This window comes from Kosakonia sp. N21 (assembly GCF_050587465.1).
Taxonomy (GTDB): domain Bacteria; phylum Pseudomonadota; class Gammaproteobacteria; order Enterobacterales; family Enterobacteriaceae.
Genome location: NZ_JBOBHR010000019.1, coordinates 1 through 21,637, shown reverse-complemented (window position 1 = coordinate 21,637; position 21,637 = coordinate 1). Strand labels below are relative to the sequence as shown.

20 protein-coding genes and 1 other RNA gene are annotated in these 21,637 nt (G+C 55.4%); 17 read left to right on the top strand and 4 right to left on the bottom strand.

The genetic code is table 11. The features are described 5' to 3' along the window. The 7 genes from ACQ3G7_RS24520 to ACQ3G7_RS24490 form a co-directional block, all read left to right on the top strand. Nucleotides 1–250: transketolase-like TK C-terminal-containing protein (locus tag ACQ3G7_RS24520; protein ID WP_430892967.1), on the top strand; the 250-nt coding region annotated here is incomplete at its 5' end. A gap of 326 nt (nt 251–576) precedes the next feature. After that, on the top strand, nt 577–1,596 hold the full coding sequence (gene epd, locus ACQ3G7_RS24515; protein ID WP_430892965.1) for an erythrose-4-phosphate dehydrogenase: 1,020 nt from the start codon (nt 577–579) through the stop codon (nt 1,594–1,596). Nucleotides 1,597–1,644: 48 nt separating this feature from the next. Next, nucleotides 1,645–2,808: a phosphoglycerate kinase gene (gene pgk, locus ACQ3G7_RS24510; RefSeq protein ID WP_430892963.1), complete on the top strand. Its 1,164-nt coding sequence runs from the start codon at nt 1,645–1,647 to the stop codon at nt 2,806–2,808. A 98-nt stretch (nt 2,809–2,906) separates the two neighbouring features. Beyond that, nucleotides 2,907–3,986: a class II fructose-bisphosphate aldolase gene (fbaA, locus tag ACQ3G7_RS24505; protein WP_263099385.1), complete on the top strand. Its 1,080-nt coding sequence runs from the start codon at nt 2,907–2,909 to the stop codon at nt 3,984–3,986. 185 nt (nt 3,987–4,171) lie between these two features. Continuing rightward, on the top strand, nt 4,172–5,032 hold the full coding sequence (locus tag ACQ3G7_RS24500; protein WP_430892960.1) for a small-conductance mechanosensitive channel MscS: 861 nt from the start codon (nt 4,172–4,174) through the stop codon (nt 5,030–5,032). 139 nt (nt 5,033–5,171) lie between these two features. Then, nucleotides 5,172–5,807, top strand: coding sequence for an arginine exporter ArgO (argO, locus tag ACQ3G7_RS24495; protein ID WP_430892958.1), 636 nt, complete (start codon nt 5,172–5,174; stop codon nt 5,805–5,807). A gap of 95 nt (nt 5,808–5,902) precedes the next feature. Next, complete coding sequence (locus ACQ3G7_RS24490; protein ID WP_263099388.1) at nt 5,903–6,643, top strand: oxidative stress defense protein; 741 nt, start codon at nt 5,903–5,905, stop codon at nt 6,641–6,643. 33 nt (nt 6,644–6,676) lie between these two features. Here ACQ3G7_RS24490 and argP read toward each other — a convergent pair whose 3' ends face one another. Next, complete coding sequence (gene argP / locus ACQ3G7_RS24485) at nt 6,677–7,570, bottom strand: DNA-binding transcriptional regulator ArgP (RefSeq protein ID WP_263099389.1); 894 nt, start codon at nt 7,568–7,570, stop codon at nt 6,677–6,679. Nucleotides 7,571–7,733: 163 nt separating this feature from the next. On the opposite strand from argP, the gene rpiA reads away from it, so the two are divergent. Together rpiA and serA are read left to right on the top strand one after the other, a co-directional pair. Beyond that, nucleotides 7,734–8,393, top strand: a complete 660-nt coding sequence (rpiA, locus tag ACQ3G7_RS24480) for a ribose-5-phosphate isomerase RpiA (RefSeq protein WP_061493232.1) — start codon at nt 7,734–7,736, stop codon at nt 8,391–8,393. Between the two features lie 267 nt (nt 8,394–8,660). Beyond that, on the top strand, nt 8,661–9,893 hold the full coding sequence (gene serA / locus ACQ3G7_RS24475) for a phosphoglycerate dehydrogenase (protein WP_061493233.1): 1,233 nt from the start codon (nt 8,661–8,663) through the stop codon (nt 9,891–9,893). A gap of 42 nt (nt 9,894–9,935) precedes the next feature. Here the strand turns inward: serA and ACQ3G7_RS24470 are convergent, their stop codons facing one another. The 3 genes from ACQ3G7_RS24470 to zapA form a co-directional block, all read right to left on the bottom strand. Beyond that, the gene (locus tag ACQ3G7_RS24470) at nt 9,936–10,532 is read right to left on the bottom strand and encodes a 5-formyltetrahydrofolate cyclo-ligase (RefSeq protein ID WP_430892955.1); all 597 of its coding nucleotides are present in this window, start codon (nt 10,530–10,532) and stop codon (nt 9,936–9,938) included. 14 nt (nt 10,533–10,546) lie between these two features. Then, nucleotides 10,547–10,730, bottom strand: a non-coding RNA gene (ssrS, locus tag ACQ3G7_RS24465) — 6S RNA. Between the two features lie 41 nt (nt 10,731–10,771). Then, a complete protein-coding gene (zapA, locus tag ACQ3G7_RS24460; protein ID WP_061493235.1) occupies nt 10,772–11,101 on the bottom strand; it encodes a cell division protein ZapA in 330 nt (109 codons plus the stop codon). 227 nt (nt 11,102–11,328) lie between these two features. Here zapA and ACQ3G7_RS24455 point away from each other — a divergent pair, with 227 nt between their 5' ends. The 8 genes from ACQ3G7_RS24455 (at nt 11,329) to ACQ3G7_RS24420 (ending at nt 21,432) form a co-directional block, all read left to right on the top strand. Continuing rightward, complete coding sequence (locus tag ACQ3G7_RS24455) at nt 11,329–11,907, top strand: YecA/YgfB family protein (protein ID WP_088237846.1); 579 nt, start codon at nt 11,329–11,331, stop codon at nt 11,905–11,907. 24 nt (nt 11,908–11,931) lie between these two features. Next, nucleotides 11,932–13,248, top strand: a complete 1,317-nt coding sequence (pepP, locus tag ACQ3G7_RS24450; protein WP_430892953.1) for a Xaa-Pro aminopeptidase — start codon at nt 11,932–11,934, stop codon at nt 13,246–13,248. After that, a complete protein-coding gene (ubiH, locus tag ACQ3G7_RS24445; protein WP_430892951.1) occupies nt 13,245–14,423 on the top strand; it encodes a 2-octaprenyl-6-methoxyphenyl hydroxylase in 1,179 nt (392 codons plus the stop codon). Before pepP ends, ubiH begins: the two co-directional genes overlap by 4 nt. A gap of 19 nt (nt 14,424–14,442) precedes the next feature. Beyond that, entirely contained in the window at nt 14,443–15,645 is a 1,203-nt protein-coding gene (gene ubiI / locus ACQ3G7_RS24440) for an FAD-dependent 2-octaprenylphenol hydroxylase (RefSeq protein ID WP_430892949.1), read from the top strand. 425 nt (nt 15,646–16,070) lie between these two features. Beyond that, nucleotides 16,071–17,165: a glycine cleavage system aminomethyltransferase GcvT gene (gene gcvT / locus ACQ3G7_RS24435; RefSeq protein ID WP_430892947.1), complete on the top strand. Its 1,095-nt coding sequence runs from the start codon at nt 16,071–16,073 to the stop codon at nt 17,163–17,165. Between the two features lie 25 nt (nt 17,166–17,190). Further along, entirely contained in the window at nt 17,191–17,580 is a 390-nt protein-coding gene (gene gcvH / locus ACQ3G7_RS24430; protein WP_061493241.1) for a glycine cleavage system protein GcvH, read from the top strand. 174 nt (nt 17,581–17,754) lie between these two features. Next, on the top strand, nt 17,755–20,628 hold the full coding sequence (gene gcvP / locus ACQ3G7_RS24425; RefSeq protein ID WP_430892944.1) for an aminomethyl-transferring glycine dehydrogenase: 2,874 nt from the start codon (nt 17,755–17,757) through the stop codon (nt 20,626–20,628). A gap of 60 nt (nt 20,629–20,688) precedes the next feature. Continuing rightward, on the top strand, nt 20,689–21,432 hold the full coding sequence (locus tag ACQ3G7_RS24420; RefSeq protein ID WP_430892942.1) for an SDR family oxidoreductase: 744 nt from the start codon (nt 20,689–20,691) through the stop codon (nt 21,430–21,432). Nucleotides 21,433–21,637: the final 205 nt, after the last annotated feature.

Genomic DNA, 21,637 nt, shown 5'->3' with positions numbered 1-21,637 from the left:
TTCCATGCCGTCCACCGACGCGTTCGACAAACAGGATGCGGCGTACCGTGAATCTGTTCTGCCGAAAGCCGTCTCTGCACGTGTGGCGATTGAAGCCGGCATTGCGGACTTCTGGTACAAATACGTGGGCCTGAACGGCGCGGTAGTGGGCATGACCACCTTTGGTGAGTCGGCGCCGGCTGAGCTGCTGTTTGAAGAGTTTGGCTTCACCGTGGATAACGTGGTCGCCAAAGCTAAAGCGCTGCTGTAATTCCTGTCGCCGGATAGCGGCTTCACAGGTTAATGATCAACCGGGCATTACGCCCGGTTTTTTTTCGCCAGTTATTCTTCCGTTCGCGCGCATTTGCGTCAATTATTCCTGCGAAAATGTGATGCAAGTCAGATTACTGGCGAAACCGTCTGGACAATCATTCCTTTTATTCCATGTTTCGCTTATTCTAGCTGAAGCGTTTCAGTCGGCTAAATGTTCGACAAATGACCAAACAGACGCAGTTTGAGGCAGGCGAGGATTCCCCTCTTGTGGTTGCTGGATTACTCTGTCATCCACTTCAGACCGGCTTGTCTTGCAGGAGAGTTATGACCGTACGCATAGCGATTAATGGTTTCGGTCGCATCGGGCGCAATGTGGTTCGTGCTTTATATGAATCCGGGCGTCGGGCGGAAATCACCGTGGTGGCAATCAATGAACTGGCGGATGCCGTGGGCATGGCGCATTTGTTGAAATATGACACCAGCCATGGACGTTTCGCCTGGGATGTTCGCCAGGAGCGTGAGCAACTGTTTGTTGGCGATGATGTCATTCGCATTCTGCACGAGCGATCGATTACGGCGCTGCCCTGGCGTGAGCTTGGGGTGGATGTGGTGCTCGACTGTACGGGCGTGTATGGCAACCGTGAAGATGGCGAAGCGCATCTGGCGGCGGGAGCGAAAAAAGTTCTGTTCTCCCACCCCGGTAGCCACGATCTCGACGCGACCATCGTGTTTGGCGTCAATCAGAGCACGTTGCGTGCTGAAGATCGCCTTGTCTCCAACGCGTCCTGCACGACGAACTGTATTATTCCGGTCATAAAACTGCTCGACGATGCGTATGGTATCGAATCGGGAACCGTGACGACCATTCACTCCGCGATGCACGATCAGCAGGTGATTGACGCCTATCATTCCGATCTACGCCGCACGCGTGCAGCCAGCCAGTCAATTATCCCGGTGGACACCAAACTGGCGGCGGGGATCACGCGTATTTTCCCGCAATTTAATGACAGATTCGAGGCGATAGCGGTCCGCGTTCCGACCATTAACGTGACGGCTATCGATCTCAGTGTAACGGTAAAAAAACCGGTAAAAGCCATGGAAGTCAACGCGTTGCTGCAAAAAGCAGCGCAGGGAACATTTCATGGTATAGTTGACTATACGGAATTACCGTTGGTTTCAACCGATTTTAACCACGATCCGCACAGTGCCATTGTTGATGGCACACAGACACGGGTCAGTGGCGCGCACCTGATTAAAACCCTGGTATGGTGCGATAACGAATGGGGCTTTGCTAACCGGATGCTCGACACGACGTTAGCAATGGCGGCTATTGGTTTCAGGTAAGACACTCACGTGTCTGCAAAACTTTAAGAATCATTGAGAGGATTCACCATGTCTGTAATTAAGATGACCGATCTGGATTTGGCAGGTAAACGCGTTTTCATCCGTGCGGATCTGAACGTACCGGTTAAAGATGGCAAAGTGACCAGCGATGCGCGTATCCGTGCTTCTCTGCCGACCATCGAACTGGCCCTGAAGCAGGGTGCGAAAGTGATGGTCACCTCCCACCTGGGTCGTCCGACCGAAGGCGAGTACAACGAAGAATTCTCTCTGTTGCCGGTTGTTAATTACCTGAAAGACAAACTGTCCAGCCCGGTACGTCTGGTTAAAGACTACCTGGACGGCGTTGACGTTGCTGCAGGTGAGCTGGTTGTTCTGGAAAACGTTCGTTTCAACAAGGGCGAGAAGAAAGACGACGAAGCACTGTCCAAAAAATACGCTGCACTGTGCGACGTGTTCGTTATGGATGCTTTCGGCACCGCGCACCGTGCGCAGGCTTCGACTCACGGCATCGGCAAATTTGCTGACGTTGCTTGTGCAGGCCCGCTGCTGGCAGACGAACTGGACGCGCTGGGTAAAGCGCTGAAAGAACCGGCTCGCCCGATGGTCGCTATCGTAGGTGGTTCTAAAGTTTCCACTAAACTGACCGTTCTGGACTCCCTGTCCAAAATCGCTGACCAGCTGATCGTGGGTGGCGGTATCGCCAACACCTTCGTTGCCGCCCAGGGCCACAACGTTGGTAAATCCCTGTATGAAGCCGATCTGGTTGATGAAGCTAAACGCCTGCTGAGCACTTGCGATATCCCTGTTCCGACGGACGTTCGCGTTGCGACCGAGTTCTCTGAAACCGCAACGGCTACCCTGAAATCCGTTACTGACATCAAAGATGATGAGCAAATTCTGGATCTGGGCGACGCTTCTGCAGAAAAACTGGCTGAAATCCTGAAAAACGCCAAAACTATTCTGTGGAATGGTCCGGTTGGTGTGTTTGAATTCCCGAACTTCCGTAAAGGTACTGAAATCGTGGCTAACGCTATCGCAGACAGCGACGCGTTCTCCATCGCAGGGGGTGGCGATACCCTGGCGGCGATCGACCTGTTCGGCATCGCTGACAAAATTTCCTACATCTCCACTGGCGGCGGCGCATTCCTCGAATTCGTGGAAGGCAAAGTTCTGCCGGCAGTAGCTATGCTCGAAGAGCGCGCTAAGAAGTAAGTTTTTACTGGGCAGGGAAACCTGCCCAATTTTCAGCGCGCTTAAGAGCTCGCGACTTTTCTCTAACGGTCGAAGATACAGATACAGGACTCCGTAACATGTCTAAAATTTTTGATTTCGTAAAACCGGGCGTAATCACTGGTGATGACGTTCAGAAAGTGTTCCAGGTAGCGAAAGAAAACAATTTCGCTCTGCCGGCAGTAAACTGCGTGGGCACCGACTCCATCAACGCTGTTCTGGAAGCTGCTGCAAAAGCTAAAGCTCCGGTTATCGTTCAGTTCTCTAACGGTGGCGCTGCATTTATCGCGGGTAAAGGCGTGAAAACCGACGTTCCTCAGGGCGCGGCAATTCTGGGCGCTATCTCTGGCGCGCATCACGTTCACCAGATGGCTGAACATTACGGTGTGCCGGTGATCCTGCACACTGACCACTGCGCGAAAAAACTGCTGCCGTGGATCGATGGTCTGCTGGACGCGGGTGAAAAACACTTTGCTGCAACCGGTAAACCGCTGTTCTCTTCTCACATGATCGACCTGTCTGAAGAATCTCTGGAAGAGAACATCGAAATCAGCTCCAAATATCTGGCGCGCATGGCCAAAATGGGCATGACTCTGGAAATCGAACTGGGTTGCACCGGTGGTGAAGAAGACGGCGTGGACAACAGCCACATGGACGCTTCTGCACTGTACACCCAGCCTGCAGACGTTGATTACGCGTACACCAAACTGAACGCGATCAGCCCGCGTTTCACCATCGCTGCTTCTTTCGGTAACGTACACGGCGTGTACAAACCGGGCAACGTGAAACTGACCCCGACTATCCTGCGCGACTCTCAGGAATATGTTTCCAAAAAACATAACCTGCCGCACAACAGCCTGAACTTCGTCTTCCACGGCGGTTCCGGTTCTTCCGCTCAGGAAATCAAAGACTCCGTAAGCTACGGCGTTATCAAAATGAACATCGATACCGACACCCAATGGGCAACCTGGGAAGGTATCCTGAACTACTACAAAGAAAACGAAGGCTACCTGCAGGGCCAGTTGGGCAACCCGAAAGGTGCAGACCAGCCGAACAAGAAATACTACGATCCGCGTGTATGGCTGCGTGCTGCGCAGACCAGCATGGTCGTTCGCCTGGAGCAGGCTTTCAAAGAACTGAACGCCGTAGACGTTCTGTAATTTGAGTCCTGATTCAGCAAAAAGCCCGCAAATATGCGGGCTTTTTTATTGAGAATTCAACAGGCTGCCCGCGACATAAAATGTGATCCATTTGGCGAAATCGCCGCTTATTGTTTACCCTTTAGGAAACCGTCCTGCCCGCAAGGGACGGTTTTCCCGTTTGGAACAACAGTAAGGAAGAAAGAATGGAAGATCTCAACGTCGTCGACAGCATCAACGATGCCGGCTCATGGCTGGTCAACAACCAGGCGTTGTTGCTGAGCTATCTCGTCAATATTGTGGCGGCGATCGCCATCATCATTGTCGGCATGATTGTCGCACGCATTGTCTCCAATGCTGTTAACCGGTTGATGGTGGCACGGCATATCGACACCACCGTCGCGGATTTTCTCTCTGCACTGGTGCGTTATGGCATCATCGCCTTTACCCTGATTGCCGCGCTGGGGCGCGTTGGCGTGCAGACAGCCTCGGTGATCGCCGTACTCGGCGCCGCCGGTCTGGCTATTGGTCTGGCATTGCAGGGCTCGCTCTCTAACCTGGCGGCTGGCGTGTTGCTGGTTACCTTCCGTCCGTTCCGCTCCGGCGAGTATGTTGATTTGGGCGGTGTGGCCGGGACGGTGTTGCAGGTGCAGATTTTCTCCACCACCATGCGCACCGTGGATGGCCGTATTGTGGTGATCCCGAATGGCAAAATTATCGCCGGGAATATCGTGAACTTCTCCCGCGAGCCAGTACGCCGTAACGAGTTCATTATCGGCGTGGCTTACGATTCCGATATCGACCAGGTTAAAAACATACTGACGGAGATTATTCAGGCTGACGATCGCATTCTGAAAGATCGTGAGATGACCGTGCGCCTGAATGAGCTGGGACCCTCGTCGATCAACTTTGTGGTGCGTGTCTGGAGTAAGAGCGGTGACCTGCAAAACGTCTACTGGGATGTACTGGAACTGATTAAACGTCGTTTCGATGAGCAGGGAATCAGCTTCCCGTACCCACAAATGGACGTCAATTTTAAACGTGCCAAACCCGCAGCGGAGCAGTAATGGTCAAGGTCGGCACAGCCGGCCTTTTTACTATCCGCAATCATTAGTCTTTCTAATTAACGATTAAAATTATCAATTTCCACTAATAATTCTTCCACGCTATAGTCTGCATCCGAAACAACTCTGACGGAATGAAGACGTGCTATCTTATTATTTTCAAGGGCTTATGCTCGGTGCTGCGCTGATCCTGCCTCTCGGGCCGCAAAATGCGTTTGTCATGAACCAGGGGATCCGCAGGCAGTACCACATCATGACGGCTTTTCTCTGTACCCTCAGTGATTTGCTGTTGATTTGCGCCGGTATTTTCGGCGGTAGCGCGCTGCTGATGCAGTCACCCTGGCTGCTGGCGCTGGTCACCTGGGGCGGCGTGGCGTTTTTGCTGTGGTACGGTTTTGGCGCGCTGAAAACAGCACTCAGCAGCCAACCGGATATGGCCAGTGCGGACGCGTTACGCCAGGGGCGTTGGCGCATTGTTGCCACCATGCTGGCGGTGACCTGGCTTAATCCTCATGTGTATCTGGATACCTTTGTCGTGCTCGGTAGCCTGGGTGGGCAACTGGATGTTGAGCCGCGACGCTGGTTTGCGTTAGGCACGGTCAGCGCATCATTTCTGTGGTTCTTCAGTCTGGCTTTACTCGCGGCCTGGCTTGCCCCTCGCCTGCGAACAGCCAAAGCGCAGCGGGTGATTAACCTGCTGGTTGGGCTGGTGATGTGGATTATCGCGCTTCAACTGGCGAAAGATGGCGTCCACCATTTGCAGGGATTATTCAGTTAAGGTAAGTCCGATGGACAATTTGCGCCGAGCCGCTAAGCTTGCTGCCAGGCGTCCAGCATGTATGGACGTAACAAAAGCACCATGGAGGAGCAACTGTGAAATTTAAAGTGATGGCCCTGGCGGCAATGGTGGGTTTCAGTGCAATGGCGGTGCAGGCGAGTGAATTGCCGGATGGTCCGCATATTGTCACCTCAGGGACGGCAAGCGTGGATGCGACCCCGGACATCGCCACCCTGGCGATTGAGGTGAACGTCGCCGCGAAAGATGCAGCCTCAGCCAAAAAACAGGCCGATGACCGTGTTGCGCAATATCTTAGCTTCCTTGAGCAAAACGGCATTGCCCGTAAAGACATTAATGCCGCGAACTTACGCACTCAGCCCGATTATGACTACCAGAACGGCAAAAGCATCCTCAAAGGCTACCGCGCGGTACGCACCGTTGAAGTGACGCTGCGCGAGCTGGATAAACTCAATTCACTGCTGGATGGCGCGCTGAAGGCGGGTCTGAACGAAATCCGTTCCGTCTCGTTGGGCGTTGCGCAACCGCAATCCTTTAAAGATAAAGCCCGTAAAGCCGCGATCGATGATGCCACCCGCCAGGCACAGCAACTGGCCGACGGTTTCCATGCCAAGCTTGGTCCGGTCTACAGCGTTCGTTACCATGTTTCCAACTATCAGCCGAGCCCGATGGTTCGCATGATGAAAGCTGAGGCGGCAGCGCCGGTTTCTGCGCAGGAAACTTACGAACAGCCGACTATCCAGTTTGACGATCAGGTTGATGTGGTGTTCCAGTTGGAGCCCGTTCAGGGCCAGCAGCAGACCCCCGCTGCGAAGTGATCGTTTCCCTCACCCGCGAGGGTGAGGGGCAAATCAATCCTGCCTTAATACCTTATGTCCGTATTCCAGCAGCGCATCAGTTACGTTGCGCATCATCCGACTTTCCGGCGCAAAGCGATGCCAGTAGAGCATGCGGCGTTGCAGCAGGCCCGGCGTCAGGTCAATTAAATCACCGCTGTTCAGCTCTCTTTCAATCTGCAGGTGCGGGATCATACAGCAGGTAGTGCCCTGCCGCGCCAGTTGCACAAAGGCTTCGGAGGAGTTAACGATATGACAAGGTACGCTGCCCGGCGGCAGATCGAAGTACTGCTGTAAAAACGCCTGATGCATATCATCCAGATGGTCAAAGGCAACCGCAGGCGCCTTCAGTAACGCAGAGCGCGTGACCCCGTTAGGAAAGTAGCGGGCGGCGAACTCTTTTGAGCCGACGAACAGGTAATCCAGCGCGCCAAGTTGATCGACCAGACAACTGGGAAGCGCCTGCGGCTGAATACTCACCGCGCCCACCACTTCGCCGCGACGCAGGCGTTCCTGGGTGCGGGTTTCATCTTCAACCTGCAGATTCAAACGGATGGGCGAGTCTGCCAGCACCGGCGCCAGCGCGGGCAGCAGCCAGGTCGCCAGACTGTCGGCGTTCACTGCCAGCGACAGTAGCAGCGGCGTGGAGCCGGTTTGTTCATCGCCCAGCCACTCTTCTTCCAGCAGCTCCACCTGGCGCAGCAACGCCAGCAGTTTTTGCCCCTGTTCCGTTGGACGCGGTGGTACGGTGCGCACCAGCAGCGGTTGGCCGAACATATTTTCGAGTTGTTTAATGCGCTGCGATACGGCGGACTGGGTAATACACAGCTTTTGTGCGGCGCGCTCAAACCCGCGTTCACGAATGACCGCATCAAGCGCTTGTAGTGTTCTGTAGTCCGGACGTTTCATTGTTCGCACAGTCTCCTGAAAATGATTACCCAGCACTATGACATAAATTTTTAGGAGATACAGACGAAATTGGCAGTCGCGTAATGTGACACTGGTCACAGGGACATTTGGGGGAAGGCTGGTCTATAATGCGCCTGAAATTTCACACCACAGGTGAACGACCATGACGCAGGATGAACTCAAAAAAGCAGTGGGCTGGGCAGCGCTTAAGTATGTTGAACCCGGCACCATTGTGGGCGTAGGCACAGGCTCCACTGCCGCACACTTTATTGACGCGCTGGGCACGATGAAAGGCCAGATTGAAGGCGCAGTCTCCAGTTCGGACGCTTCAACCGAGAAGCTGAAAGGCCTCGGGATTACCGTGTTCGATCTCAATGAGGTTGATCGGCTGGGCATCTACGTTGATGGCGCAGACGAAATTAACGGCCAGATGCAGATGATCAAAGGCGGCGGCGCGGCGTTGACGCGTGAGAAAATCATCGCTTCGGTCGCCGATAAGTTTATCTGCATCGCTGATGCGTCTAAGCAGGTCGATATCCTGGGGAAATTCCCGCTGCCGGTGGAAGTGATCCCGATGGCGCGCAGCGCGGTTGCCCGTGAACTGGTGAAACTGGGCGGCCGCCCGGAATACCGTCAGAATGTGGTGACGGATAATGGCAACGTGATCCTCGATGTGTACGGGCTGGAGATTATCGACCCGATCGCGCTGGAAAACAGCATTAACGGCATCCCGGGCGTAGTAACCGTAGGGTTATTCGCTAACCGTGGCGCGGATGTGGCGTTGATCGGCACTGCCGACGGCGTGAAAACCATCGTAAAATGATCTGACAGGGAGGCGCTGACCTCCCTTTAAAAAATCTTCGAACGGCAAATTTGGTGATATCTGTCACGTTTTTATGCCATTACTGAGATTCCTGCCAGCGTTGTCCGTTTTTCCAGCGTTTTTATCTGCTAATTCCCGCTGTATGACATTTCTTCAGATGGCCGACGCAAACGTTCATATTGCCGCAATAGTTTTTTTTGATATGTTGACTGAAGCGGATTGCAATCTGCACAACATCACAGTCATGACAAAAACAGGGTCGGGTAAATGGCAAAGGTATCACTGGAGAAAGACAAAATTAAATTCCTGCTGGTTGAAGGGGTTCATCAGAAGGCGCTGGATAGCCTTCGTGCGGCAGGTTATACCAACATCGAATTTCACAAGGGCGCGCTGGACAGCGAACAACTGAAAGAATCCATTCGTGATGCTCACTTTATTGGCCTGCGATCCCGTACTCAACTGACTGAAGATGTCATTGCCGCCGCTGAAAAACTGGTGGCGATTGGGTGTTTCTGTATCGGCACCAACCAGGTTAACCTCGACGCGGCCGCGAAACGCGGTATCCCGGTGTTTAACGCGCCGTTCTCCAACACGCGTTCCGTGGCGGAACTGGTGATCGGCGAACTGCTGCTGCTGATGCGCGGCATCCCGGAAGCGAACGCCAAAGCGCATCGCGGTATCTGGAACAAGCTGGCTGTGGGCTCCTATGAAGCGCGCGGTAAAAAACTGGGCATCATCGGCTATGGCCACATCGGCACGCAGCTTGGCATTCTCGCGGAATCGCTGGGTATGCATGTTTACTTCTACGATATTGAAAACAAACTGCCGCTGGGTAATGCCACACAGGTTCAGCATCTTTCCGATTTGCTGAACATGAGCGATGTGGTGAGCCTGCACGTGCCGGAAAACAACTCCACCAAAGATATGATTGGGGTGGAAGAACTGGCGCTGATGAAACCTGGCGCGCTGCTGATTAACGCCGCCCGCGGTACGGTGGTGGATATTCCGGCGCTGTGCGATGCGCTGAAACGCAAACATCTGGCGGGTGCGGCTATCGACGTATTCCCGACAGAGCCGGCAACCAACAGCGATCCCTTCGACTCCCCACTGTGCGAATTCGATAACGTACTGCTGACCCCGCACATTGGCGGCTCCACGCAGGAAGCGCAGGAAAACATCGGGTTAGAAGTTGCCGGTAAACTGATCAAATACTCGGACAACGGCTCAACGCTGTCTGCGGTTAACTTCCCGGAAGTTTCTCTGCCGTTGCATGGCGGTCGTCGCCTGCTGCACATCCACGAAAACCGCCCGGGCGTGCTGACTGCGCTGAACCAGATTTTCGCCAGCCAGAACATCAACATTGCCGCACAGTATCTGCAAACAACGCCGTATATGGGCTATGTGGTGGTAGATATTGAAGCCGATGAAGATGTGGCGCAGAAAGCGCTGCAGAGCATGAAAGCCATTCCTGGTACCATTCGTTCCCGTCTGCTGTTCTGATAAACCTCGCGTCTTCCTCTCCCTGGCGGGGGAGGAGGGCCGTTACCATTCCCAGATTTTTGACGGCGTGATCACCGCAGGCAGCGGGATATCCCACTCTTCGACCGGCAGCGCGCTGACGCCCTGGCAGTCGTGGGCGTAGCCGATGGGCTGCAGATCGTACTCGCGCCAGTTTTGCAGTGTTCTGTCGTAGAAACCGCCACCCATTCCCAGGCGTTGCCCGTGTTCATCAAAGGCCACCAGAGGAGTGATCAGCACATCAAGTTGATGAAGTGGCAGCACATCGCGGACATCCAGTTTCGGCTCCTGTATTTTCAGGCGATTGACCACCAGTTCGCTATGGGGATGGTAGTGCAGAAAAAGCAGATTACCGGGGCTAAATGGATGCAATACCGGCAGGTAAACACGCTTGCCGCTGCGCCAGAGCTGCTCAATTAGCGGTTGGGTATCGAGCTCACCATCGAACGAGAGAAACAGCGCGACGGTATGCGCCATCACGACTGGCGGGTACGCCATCATACGAGCGGCAGCTTGCTGAGCAAAATGCGCTTGTTGGCCGCTGGTCAGTTCCCGGCGTCGCTGGCGAATCAGTTTGCGGATTTCTTGTCGTGATGAAGGAAAATCAGGAAGTTGCGTCATGGTAGTAAAAGAAGGGAATCTCCGAGATGCCGCCGCAGGCTGTAACCCTTGAACCCTTGGTTCAAGGTGAATGCGTCGTCATGATTTTAAGGCTTCTCGGACGGACCGAGCATGCTCACCAACCATGGATCGCCACATTCTTGTGGTATGAAATATCGGCTCAGGGGACTGGCCCGCTTGCGAACATCTCAGAGAAATTTTGTCTTCACGGTCACTCTACCACAACTGACCCTGAAGTGTTATTCAAACTTCGGCCCCGGTCTTTCTGTTATGCGACCCTGATCAAGCAATGCCTGTTCGATGGTCTGCTGTAACATCCGAATACGTTGCTCCATGTTGGCGGCGTACTCGCGGGTTTTTGCCTTTTCCTGAGTCAGCTCATAGCTGATATTCAGCGCGGCGATAAACACCAACTGCTCAGTATTGGTGACTCTAGTGCGAACTTTCAGATCTTGCAACCGCTGATTCAGATCTTCCGCAGCCTGATTTAGAGCATCCCTCTGCTCAGGCGGGCAGTTCACTCGCAGTGAACGGCCAAAAATTTGGATATCGACGGGTTGTGCAGACATGCCACCTTCCTGCTGTTTGACTGCGCTCTGCCTTCGCATCCGAGCCCTGGGTTGCGAAGGGGCGACACTATAAGCTAGCCTGGCGCGTGCTTTCAAGTTTTTTGCGTCTATACCTTAATTATCCAGCGTGCATGCAAAGGCATGTAACGTGAAGCATCACGGGTATATCACCAGGGGCCAAAGTGGTAGCATATCATGAATATTCCCCCCAACGACGACGAATGCGCATGTCTATACAGAACGAAATACCTGGTTACAACGAAGTAGGCCAGCTACTCAACCAACAGGGCGTGGGATTACTTCCTGCTGAAATGCACGGTCTTATCGCGGGGATGCTCTGCGGTGGCAATAATGACAGCTCCTGGCTGCCGCTGCTGCATGACTTGACGAATGACGGACTGGCGTTTGGTCACGAGCTGGCGCAGGCACTGCGCGCCATGCACGCTGGCACCAGTGATTCACTGGAAGACGACGGTTTTCTTTTCCAGCTATATCTGCCTGAAGGCGACGATGTCAGCGTGTTCGATCGCGCGGATGCGCTGGCGGGCTGGGTGAACCATTTCCTGCTGGGGTTGGGCGTTACGCAACCCAAACTCGATAAAGTGACCGGCGAAACCGGCGAGGCGATTGACGACCTGCGTAATATCGCGCAGTTGGGCTATGACGAAGAAGAAGATCAGGAAGAGCTGGAGATGTCGCTCGAAGAGATCATCGAATATGTGCGTGTCGCGGCGCTGCTGTGCCACGACACCTTTACGCGCCCACAGCCGACCGCACCTGAAGTGCGTAAGCCGACATTACATTAATTCGTCTTGCAGGGAGTAGGTGTCATGACACAGCTTGAGTTTCTCCGTCGTCGCCAGACATTGCTGGCGCAGATGGTGCCCGGAAGCGCGGCGCTGATTTTCGCCGCGCCGGAAGCAACCCGCAGTGCGGACAGCGAGTATCCTTATCGCCAGAACAGCGACTTCTGGTACTTCACCGGCTTTAACGAACCTGAAGCGGTGCTGGTGCTGATTAAGAGCGATGACACCCACAACCACAGCGTCCTGTTTAACCGTATACGGGATAAAACCGCCGAGATCTGGTTTGGCCGACGTCTTGGGCAGGAAGCCGCGCCGGAAAAACTGAGCGTTGATCGTGCGCTGGCGTTTCCGGATATCAACGAGCACCTTTACCAGCTGCTCAACGGCCTTGATGCGGTGTATCACGCGCAGGGTGAATTTGAGTATGCCGATAAGGTCCTGTTTACCGCGCTGGATAAGCTGCGTAAAGGTTCGCGGCAGAACCTGAAGGCTCCCGCCACGTTGACCGACTGGCGCCCGATCGTGCATGAAATGCGTCTGTTCAAGTCCGCCGAAGAGATTGAGGTGATGCGTCGCGCCGGGGAGATCTCCGCACTGGCGCACACGCGTGCGATGCAGGTTTGCCGTCCTGGCATGTTTGAATACCAGCTTGAGGGCGAGATTCAGCATGAATTCAACCGCCATGGCGCGCGTTTCCCGTCCTACAACACCATTGTCGGCTCCGGCGTCAACGGCTGCATTCTGCACTACACCGAAAACGAAAGTCAGATGCGCGACGGGGATTTGGTGCTGATCGACGCAGGCTGCGAATACATGGGCTATGCCGGAGATATCACCCGCACGTTCCCGGTGAATGGTAAATTCAGCCCGGCGCAGCGCGAAATTTATGACATTGTTCTTGCATCGCTGACGCGCTCCCTTGAGCTGTTCCGCCCGGACACCTCGATTCAGGAAGTGACCGGTGAAGTGGTGCGAATCATGATTAACGGGCTGGTCAAACTCGGCATTCTTAAAGGCGAAGTGGAAGAGCTGGTGGCGAATAACGCCCACCGTCCGTTCTTTATGCATGGGCTAAGCCACTGGCTGGGGCTTGATGTGCATGACGTTGGCGTTTATGGCCCGGATCGTTCCCGCAAACTGGCGCCTGGCATGGTGCTGACCGTTGAACCTGGGCTGTATATCGCACCGGATGCTGATGTGCCGGAGCAGTACCGCGGAATTGGCATTCGTATCGAAGATGACATTGTGATCACAGAAAGCGGCAACGAAAACCTGACCGCCAGCGTGGTGAAAACGGCGGATGAGATTGAGGCGCTGATGGCGGCGGCGCGCCGATCATGAGCGTGATTATTGTTGGCGGCGGCATGGCGGGGGCAACGCTGGCGCTGGCTATTTCGCGTTTAACCTCAGGCCAATTGCCCGTTCATCTGGTAGAGGCTACTGCGCCGGGGGCGAGCGATCACCCCGGGTTCGATGCCCGCGCGATTGCGCTGGCGGCAGGAACCTGCCAGCAACTGGCTCGTGTTGGGATCTGGCAAGCGATAGCGTCCTGCGCGACGCCGATTTCGACGGTGCACGTCAGCGATCGTGGTCATGCCGGTTTCGTCACCCTGGATGCGCAGGCGTATCGTCTTGATGCGCTCGGTCAGGTGGTTGAGCTGCATGATGTCGGGCAGCGGCTGTTTAGCCTGTTGCAAAAAGCCCCGGGCGTTACCGTGCATTGCCCGGCGAGCGTTCGCCAGTTTACCCGTGATGCCCGGCAGGTCTGCGTGACGCTGGATAATGGCGAGTCAATTATTGGCGAATTGCTGGTGGCGGCCGATGGTTCCCGCTCCGCGCTGGGTGAGCAGTTGGGCATCAGCCAGCAGCAATCGCCTTATCATCAGGTGGCGGTGATTGCGAATGTGACGACCTCGGTGCCGCACCAGGGGCGCGCATTCGAACGTTTTACTGAACATGGCCCGCTGGCCATGTTACCGATGTCTCAGGGGCGCTGTTCATTGGTGTGGTGCCACCCGCTGGAGAAACAGCAAATCGTGGCGGCCTGGTCTGATGAACGTTTCTGCAATGAACTGCAAAAAGCGTTCGGCTGGCGGCTCGGGCGCATTACGCAGACCGGCAAACGCACCGTTTATCCCCTGGCGTTGAGCTGTGCATCCTCGACCATTTCTCACCGTGCCGTGCTGGTTGGCAATGCGGCGCAAACCCTGCACCCGATTGCCGGGCAGGGGTTTAACCTTGGCATGCGCGATGTGATGACGCTGGCGGAAACGCTGACGCAGGCCGCAGGTGCTCAGCAGGATGTGGGGGAATTCCCGGTGCTGACCCGCTATCGCGATCGCCGTTATGCGGATAAAAAATCCACCATTGGGGTGACCGACGGGCTGGTGCATCTGTTTGCGAACCATTGGGCTCCGCTGGTGGTTGGGCGCAATGTCGGGCTTATGGCGATGGATCTATTCACCCCGGCGCGCGATGCGCTGGCGCAGCGAACCCTCGGTTGGGTTGCCCGTTAAGGATCAAAGGAGCGTTAGAGTGCAGAGTGTTGATGTTGCGATTGTTGGCGGCGGCATGGTGGGACTGGCGCTGGCGTGCGGGTTGCAGGGCAGCGGATTGCGTGTGGCGGTGCTCGAGCAGCAGCGTCCTGTGCCGCTGGCTGACGATGCGCCCCCTGCGTTACGCGTCTCGGCGATCAACGCCGCCAGCGAAAAACTGCTGAGTCATCTGGGCGTGTGGTCAAACATTATTGCCCGTCGTGCGGGTTGCTATCACGGCATGGAAGTGTGGGATAAAGACAGCTTCGGGCGTATTGCTTTTGATGACCAGAGCATGGGCTACGACCACCTTGGCTACATTATTGAAAATGCGGTGATCCATCAGGCGTTGTGGGACAAAGCACAGCAATGCCCGGATGTGACCACGCTTGCCCCGGCGGAGCTGCAACAAGTCGCGTGGGGCGAAAATGAGGCCTTTCTTACATTAAAAGATGGCACGATGCTGACTGCGCGGCTGGTGATCGGCGCGGATGGCGCTAACTCCTGGCTGCGTAACAAAGCCGATATTCCGCTGACGTTCTGGGACTATCACCATCATGCGTTGGTGGCGACCGTCCGCACGGAAGAGCCCCATCAGGCGGTGGCGCGCCAGGTGTTCCATCATGATGGTATTCTCGCCTTCCTGCCGCTTAGCGATCCGCATGTCTGCTCGATTGTCTGGTCGTTGCCGCCGGAGCAGGCAAAGGCCATGCAGCAGGCAAGCGAGGAGGCGTTTAACCAGGCGCTGTGTATGGCGTTTGATAACCGCCTTGGGCTTTGCCATGTGGAAAGTGAGCGCCAGGTTTACCCATTGACCGGGCGTTATGCGCGTCAGTTTGCCGGGCATCGCCTGGCGCTGGTTGGCGATGCCGCGCACACCATCCATCCGCTGGCCGGGCAGGGCGTAAACCTTGGTTTTATGGACGTGGCGGAGTTAATCGCCGAACTGCGTCGTTTACGCGCCCAGGGCAAAGATATTGGACAGCACCTTTATCTGCGTCGCTATGAACGCAGCCGCAAGCACAGTGCGGCGCTGATGCTGGCCGGTATGCAGGGATTTCGCGAGCTGTTTGCCGGTGCCAACCCGGCGAAAAAATTGCTGCGTGATATTGGCCTGAAACTGGCCGATACGCTCCCCGGTGTGAAAAGTCAGCTATTGCGTCAGGCGTTAGGCCTGAACGATCTCCCCGAGTGGTTACGTTAACCCCGTCACATTTTCCCTTCCCGGCAACGGGAGGGGGCTCTCACTTCTCATTTGAAATAATCTAATTTCACCGCCTTTTTCAGATTAGATTTTTTCATGTTATGTTTTTTCTTATACGGCAAAATTCGCTTTTTTGCGGAGTGAAATGCTGTAAATGGTGCTGTCATTCCCCTTCGCGCAATGGTTTATGCAGTCTTAATGTCATTAAGCCAGTGTAATCATCTGATCCGTTTTTTGGCTAAACAGGTCATAAGCTAATGTGATGACCCATTTTACCTTATGGTTAAGCGCCGCTTTCGGTGATAAGTTCAGGCGAAAGAGAACGTTTGCGTCGCGGCCTGCAACAGGTCGTGAACCCGGCTTTTGGCGGCGTGATTAAACGCCACCGGCGAGCGTGATGGCTCAGCTTATTCGACGAGGAAAAGATGGCTCAGCAGACCCCTTTGTATGAACAACACACGCTGTGCGGCGCCCGCATGGTGGACTTCCATGGCTGGATGATGCCGTTGCATTACGGCTCGCAGATTGATGAACATCATGCGGTGCGTACCGACGCAGGTATGTTTGATGTGTCGCACATGACCATCGTCGACCTCAAAGGTGCACGTACCCGCGAGTTTTTACGCTACTTACTGGCTAACGATGTCGCGAAACTCACCAAGCCCGGTAAAGCACTTTACACCGGCATGCTAAATGCCTCGGGCGGCGTCATTGATGACCTGATCGTCTATTACTTCACTGAAGATTTTTTCCGCCTCGTTGTTAACTCCGCCACCCGCGAAAAAGACCTCTCCTGGATTTCCCAACACACAGAACCCTTCGCCATTGAACTCACCGTTCGTGATGATCTGTCGCTGATCGCCGTACAGGGGCCGAATGCGCAGGCGAAAGCCGCATCATTATTCAGCGATGCGCAGCGCAGCGCGGTCGACGGGATGAAACCTTTCTTTGGCATTGATGTTGATGGCCTTTTTATCGCGACCACCGGTTATACCGGCGAAGCGGGCTATGAAATTGCGCTGCCGAACGAACGTGCGGCCGACTTCTGGCAGGCACTGCTGGGTGCGGGCGTGAAGCCTTGCGGCCTCGGTGCGCGCGATACGCTGCGTCTGGAAGCGGGCATGAACCTGTATGGTCAGGAAATGGATGAAAGCGTTTCTCCGCTGGCGGCCAATATGGGCTGGACCATTGCCTGGGAGCCGCAGGATCGCCATTTTATTGGTCGTGAAGCGCTGGAATTACAGCGGGAAAAAGGCACTGAGCAACTGGTTGGGTTAGTGATGACCGAGAAAGGCGTGCTGCGCAACGAACTGCCGGTACGTTTCACCGATAACCAGGGCAATGTACAGGAAGGCGTGATCACCAGCGGGACTTTCTCGCCAACGCTTGGCTACAGTATTGCACTGGCGCGCGTTCCTGCTGGCATTGGCGAAACGGCGGTGGTGCAAATCCGCAACCGTGAAATGCCGGTCAAAGTGACCAAACCGATTTTTGTGCGTGCTGGCAAAGCCGTCGCGTAACCTTTTTTTATCTGGAGAGATTGAGATGAGCAATGTACCTGGCGATCTGAAATACAGTAAAGAACACGAGTGGCTGCGCAAAGAAGCGGACGGTACCTACACCGTTGGCATCACCGAGCACGCACAGGAACTGCTGGGCGATATGGTGTTTGTTGACCTGCCGGACGTGGGGACAACCGTTGCCGCTGGCGACGACTGCGCCGTGGCGGAGTCGGTAAAAGCCGCGTCGGACATCTACGCGCCTATCGGCGGTGAAGTTGTTGCGGTGAACGATGCACTGAATGACGCACCTGAGCTGGTTAACAGCGAGCCCTACGGTGAAGGCTGGATCTTCAAAATCAAAGCCAGTGACGAAGCGGAAGTGGCTGCGCTGCTGGATGCCACGGCTTACGCGGCACTGTTAGAAGACGAATAAATACGCGTCATCCTTCGCGTTGCAAACGCGTTGGCTTCCTCGCTCACCTCAGTCACCTACTGATGTAAGTGTCTGGGGATTGGCTATGTCGCCGCCCTCCTGCAACGCGAAGGATTTAGCGTATTCAGATAATGTCCAAACACGATTCACTGCACGTTTCAGGAACCATCGCTCATGACACAGACTTTAAGCCAGCTTGAAAACCGTGGCGCTTTCATTGAACGTCACATTGGGCCGGATGCTCAGCAACAGCTGGAGATGCTGAATACCGTTGGCGCGGACTCGTTAAATGCACTGATCGGCCAGATCGTGCCAAAAGACATCCAGCTTGCCACTCCGCCGCAGGTTGGGGAGCCAACCACCGAATTCGCGGCCCTGGCCGAACTGAAAGCGATTGCCGGACGTAACAAGCGCTTTAAGTCTTACATTGGCATGGGCTATACCGCCGTGCAGTTACCGCCGGTTATTCTGCGCAATATGCTGGAAAACCCGGGCTGGTACACCGCCTACACCCCCTACCAGCCGGAAGTGTCGCAGGGGCGTCTGGAAGCACTGCTCAATTTCCAGCAAGTGACGCTGGATTTGACCGGGCTGGATATGGCTTCCGCGTCGTTGCTGGATGAGGCCACTGCGGCGGCTGAAGCGATGGCGATGGCGAAGCGCATCAGCAAACTGAAAGGGGCGAGTCGCTTCTTTGTGGCGGCTGATGTCCACCCGCAAACGCTGGATGTGGTTCGTACCCGTGCCGAAACCTTCGGGTTTGACGTGATTGTGGATGCCGCCGACAAAGTCCTGGATCACCAGGATGTGTTCGGCGTGCTGCTCCAGCAGGTGGGGACGACCGGTGAAGTACACGACTACAGCGCGCTTATTGCTGAGCTGAAAAACCGCAAAATCATCGTCAGCGTCGCTGCCGATCTGCTGACGCTGGTACATTTGACTGCACCGGGCAAACAGGGTGCTGACATTGTATTTGGCTCCGCGCAACGCTTTGGCGTGCCGATGGGCTACGGCGGCCCGCATGCGGCTTTCTTTGCCGCAAAAGATGAATTCAAACGCTCCATGCCTGGCCGTATTATCGGCGTATCAAAAGATGCCGCTGGTAACACCGCGCTGCGCATGGCGATGCAGACACGCGAGCAGCATATCCGTCGTGAGAAAGCGAACTCAAACATTTGTACTTCGCAGGTCCTGCTGGCCAATATTGCCAGTCTGTACGCGGTTTTCCACGGTCCGGCCGGGCTGAAACGCATCGCCGGGCGCATTCATCGCCTGACCGACATCCTGGCCGCTGGTTTGCAGCATAAAGGTCTGAAACTGCGTCATGCACACTACTTTGACACGCTGTGTGTGGATGTGGCGGATAAAGCCGCAGTGCTGGCACGCGCAGAAGCGCAGGAAATTAACCTGCGTAGCGACATCCTCAACGCTGTGGGCATTACGCTGGATGAAACCACCACCCGTGAAGATGTGCTGGCGCTGTTTACGGTGCTACTGGGGGATAATCACGGTCTGGATATCGACGCGCTGGACCAGGATGTGGCGCTCGACAGCCGTTCTGTTCCGCAAAGCATGCTGCGTGACGATGCCTTCCTGACGCATCCGGTCTTTAATCGCTATCACAGCGAAACCGAAATGATGCGCTATATGCACTCGCTGGAGCGCAAAGATCTGGCGCTGAACCAGGCGATGATCCCGCTGGGATCCTGCACCATGAAGCTGAACGCCGCAGCAGAAATGATCCCCATCACCTGGCCGGAATTTGCAGAGCTGCACCCGTTCTGCCCGCCGGAACAGGCGGAAGGTTACCATCAGATGATCGCCCAGCTCTCTGACTGGCTGGTTAAACTGACCGGTTATGATGCGCTCTGCATGCAGCCGAACTCCGGTGCGCAGGGTGAATATGCAGGTCTGCTGGCTATCCGCCATTACCACGAAAGCCGCAACGAGGGGCATCGCGATATCTGTCTGATCCCCAGCTCTGCCCACGGAACCAACCCGGCATCGGCACAGATGGCCGGTATGCAGGTGGTGGTGGTCGCGTGTGATAAAAACGGCAATATCGACCTTGCTGACCTGCGCGCGAAAGCCGAACAGGCGGGCGATAATCTCTCCTGCATCATGGTGACTTACCCGTCTACCCACGGTGTTTATGAAGAGACGATTCGTGAAGTCTGCGAAGTGGTGCACCAGTTCGGCGGCCAGGTTTACCTGGATGGCGCGAACATGAATGCTCAGGTTGGCATTACCTCGCCGGGCTTTATTGGCGCGGATGTATCGCATCTTAACCTGCACAAAACGTTCTGCATTCCGCACGGCGGCGGCGGTCCGGGCATGGGGCCGATTGGCGTGAAAGCGCATCTGGCGCCGTTCGTGCCGGGTCACAGCGTAGTGCAAATCGAAGGAATGCTGACCCGTCAGGGCGCGGTGTCCGCTGCGCCTTTCGGTAGCGCGTCGATTCTGCCTATCAGTTGGATGTACATCCGCATGATGGGGGCTGAAGGGCTGAAACAGGCCAGCCAGGTCGCGATCCTCAATGCCAACTATATTGCCAGCCGTCTGAAAGGGGCGTTTCCGGTGCTGTATACCGGTCGTGATGGCCGCGTGGCGCACGAATGTATTCTCGATATCCGCCCGCTGAAAGAAGAGACCGGCATCAGTGAGCTGGATATCGCCAAGCGCCTGATTGACTACGGCTTCCATGCGCCGACCATGTCGTTCCCGGTTGCCGGAACGCTGATGGTCGAGCCGACCGAATCGGAAAGCAAAGTCGAACTGGATCGCTTTATTGACGCGATGCTGGCGATCCGCGCTGAGATCGATCGTGTGAAACAGGGCGAATGGCCGCTGGAAGACAACCCGCTGGTGAATGCACCGCACACGCAAAATGAACTGGTTGCTGAATGGAACCACGGTTACAGCCGCGAGTTAGCGGTATTCCCGGCGGGTGTGGTCAATAAATACTGGCCAACGGTAAAACGTCTGGATGATGTTTACGGTGACCGTAACCTGTCCTGCTCCTGCGTGCCGGTAAGCGAATATCAGTAGTGTGGTAATAAGGCTATCTTTTAAGGGCGCTTCGGCGCCCTTTTATTATGGGAGAGGATAATGGCGATAGCTTTAGTCACCGGCGCCAGCCGGGGGATTGGTCGGGCGACAGCGCTACTGCTGGCGCAGGAAGGGTATAACGTGGCGGTGAATTATCAGCATAACGCGCAGGCGGCTGACGAGGTAGTGGCACAGATCATTGCCCAGGGCGGTAACGCTTTTGCGGTGCAGGCGGATATCAGCGATGAAGCGCAGGTAGATGCTCTGTTTACCCGTATCGACAATGAAGCGGAACCGTTGGTGGCGCTGGTGAATAATGCCGGGATCTTGTTTCAGCAAAGCCGGCTGGAAAACCTGACCGCTGAACGTATCAACCGGGTGCTAAGCACTAACGTGACCGGTTATTTTCTGTGCTGTCGCGAAGCCGTAAAACGCATGTCTCGCCAGTATGGTGGGCAAGGCGGCGCGATTGTGAATGTTTCATCGGCTGCGGCGCGAACCGGTTCCCCCGGTGAATATGTTGATTATGCGGCCTCGAAAGGCGCTGTTGATACGCTGACGACCGGGTTAGCGCTAGAGGTGGCGGCCAACGGGATCCGGGTCAACGGCGTTCGCCCTGGTTTTATCTATACCGACATGCATGCCAGCGGCGGTGAGTCGGGGCGCGTCGATCGCGTGAGCAGTGCGATACCGATGCAACGCGGCGGGCAACCCGAGGAGGTTGCGCAGGGGATTGTCTGGTTACTGAGTGATAAAGCGTCGTATGTGACGGGGAGTTTTTTAGATTTGGCAGGGGGACGGTAAAGACCCTCACCCCGGCCCTCTCCCTGGAAGGGAGAGGGGGAAAACTGCGGTCATCCCTCACCGGTACAACCCCCCTTTCCCCGCCAGGATATGAGGCTTGGTAAGGGAATATCATATGCCACTGGTGCATTCCCTCTCCCCCCCGGATATGAGGCCCGGTAAGGGAATATCATATGCTACCGATGCATTCCCTCTCCCCTGTGGG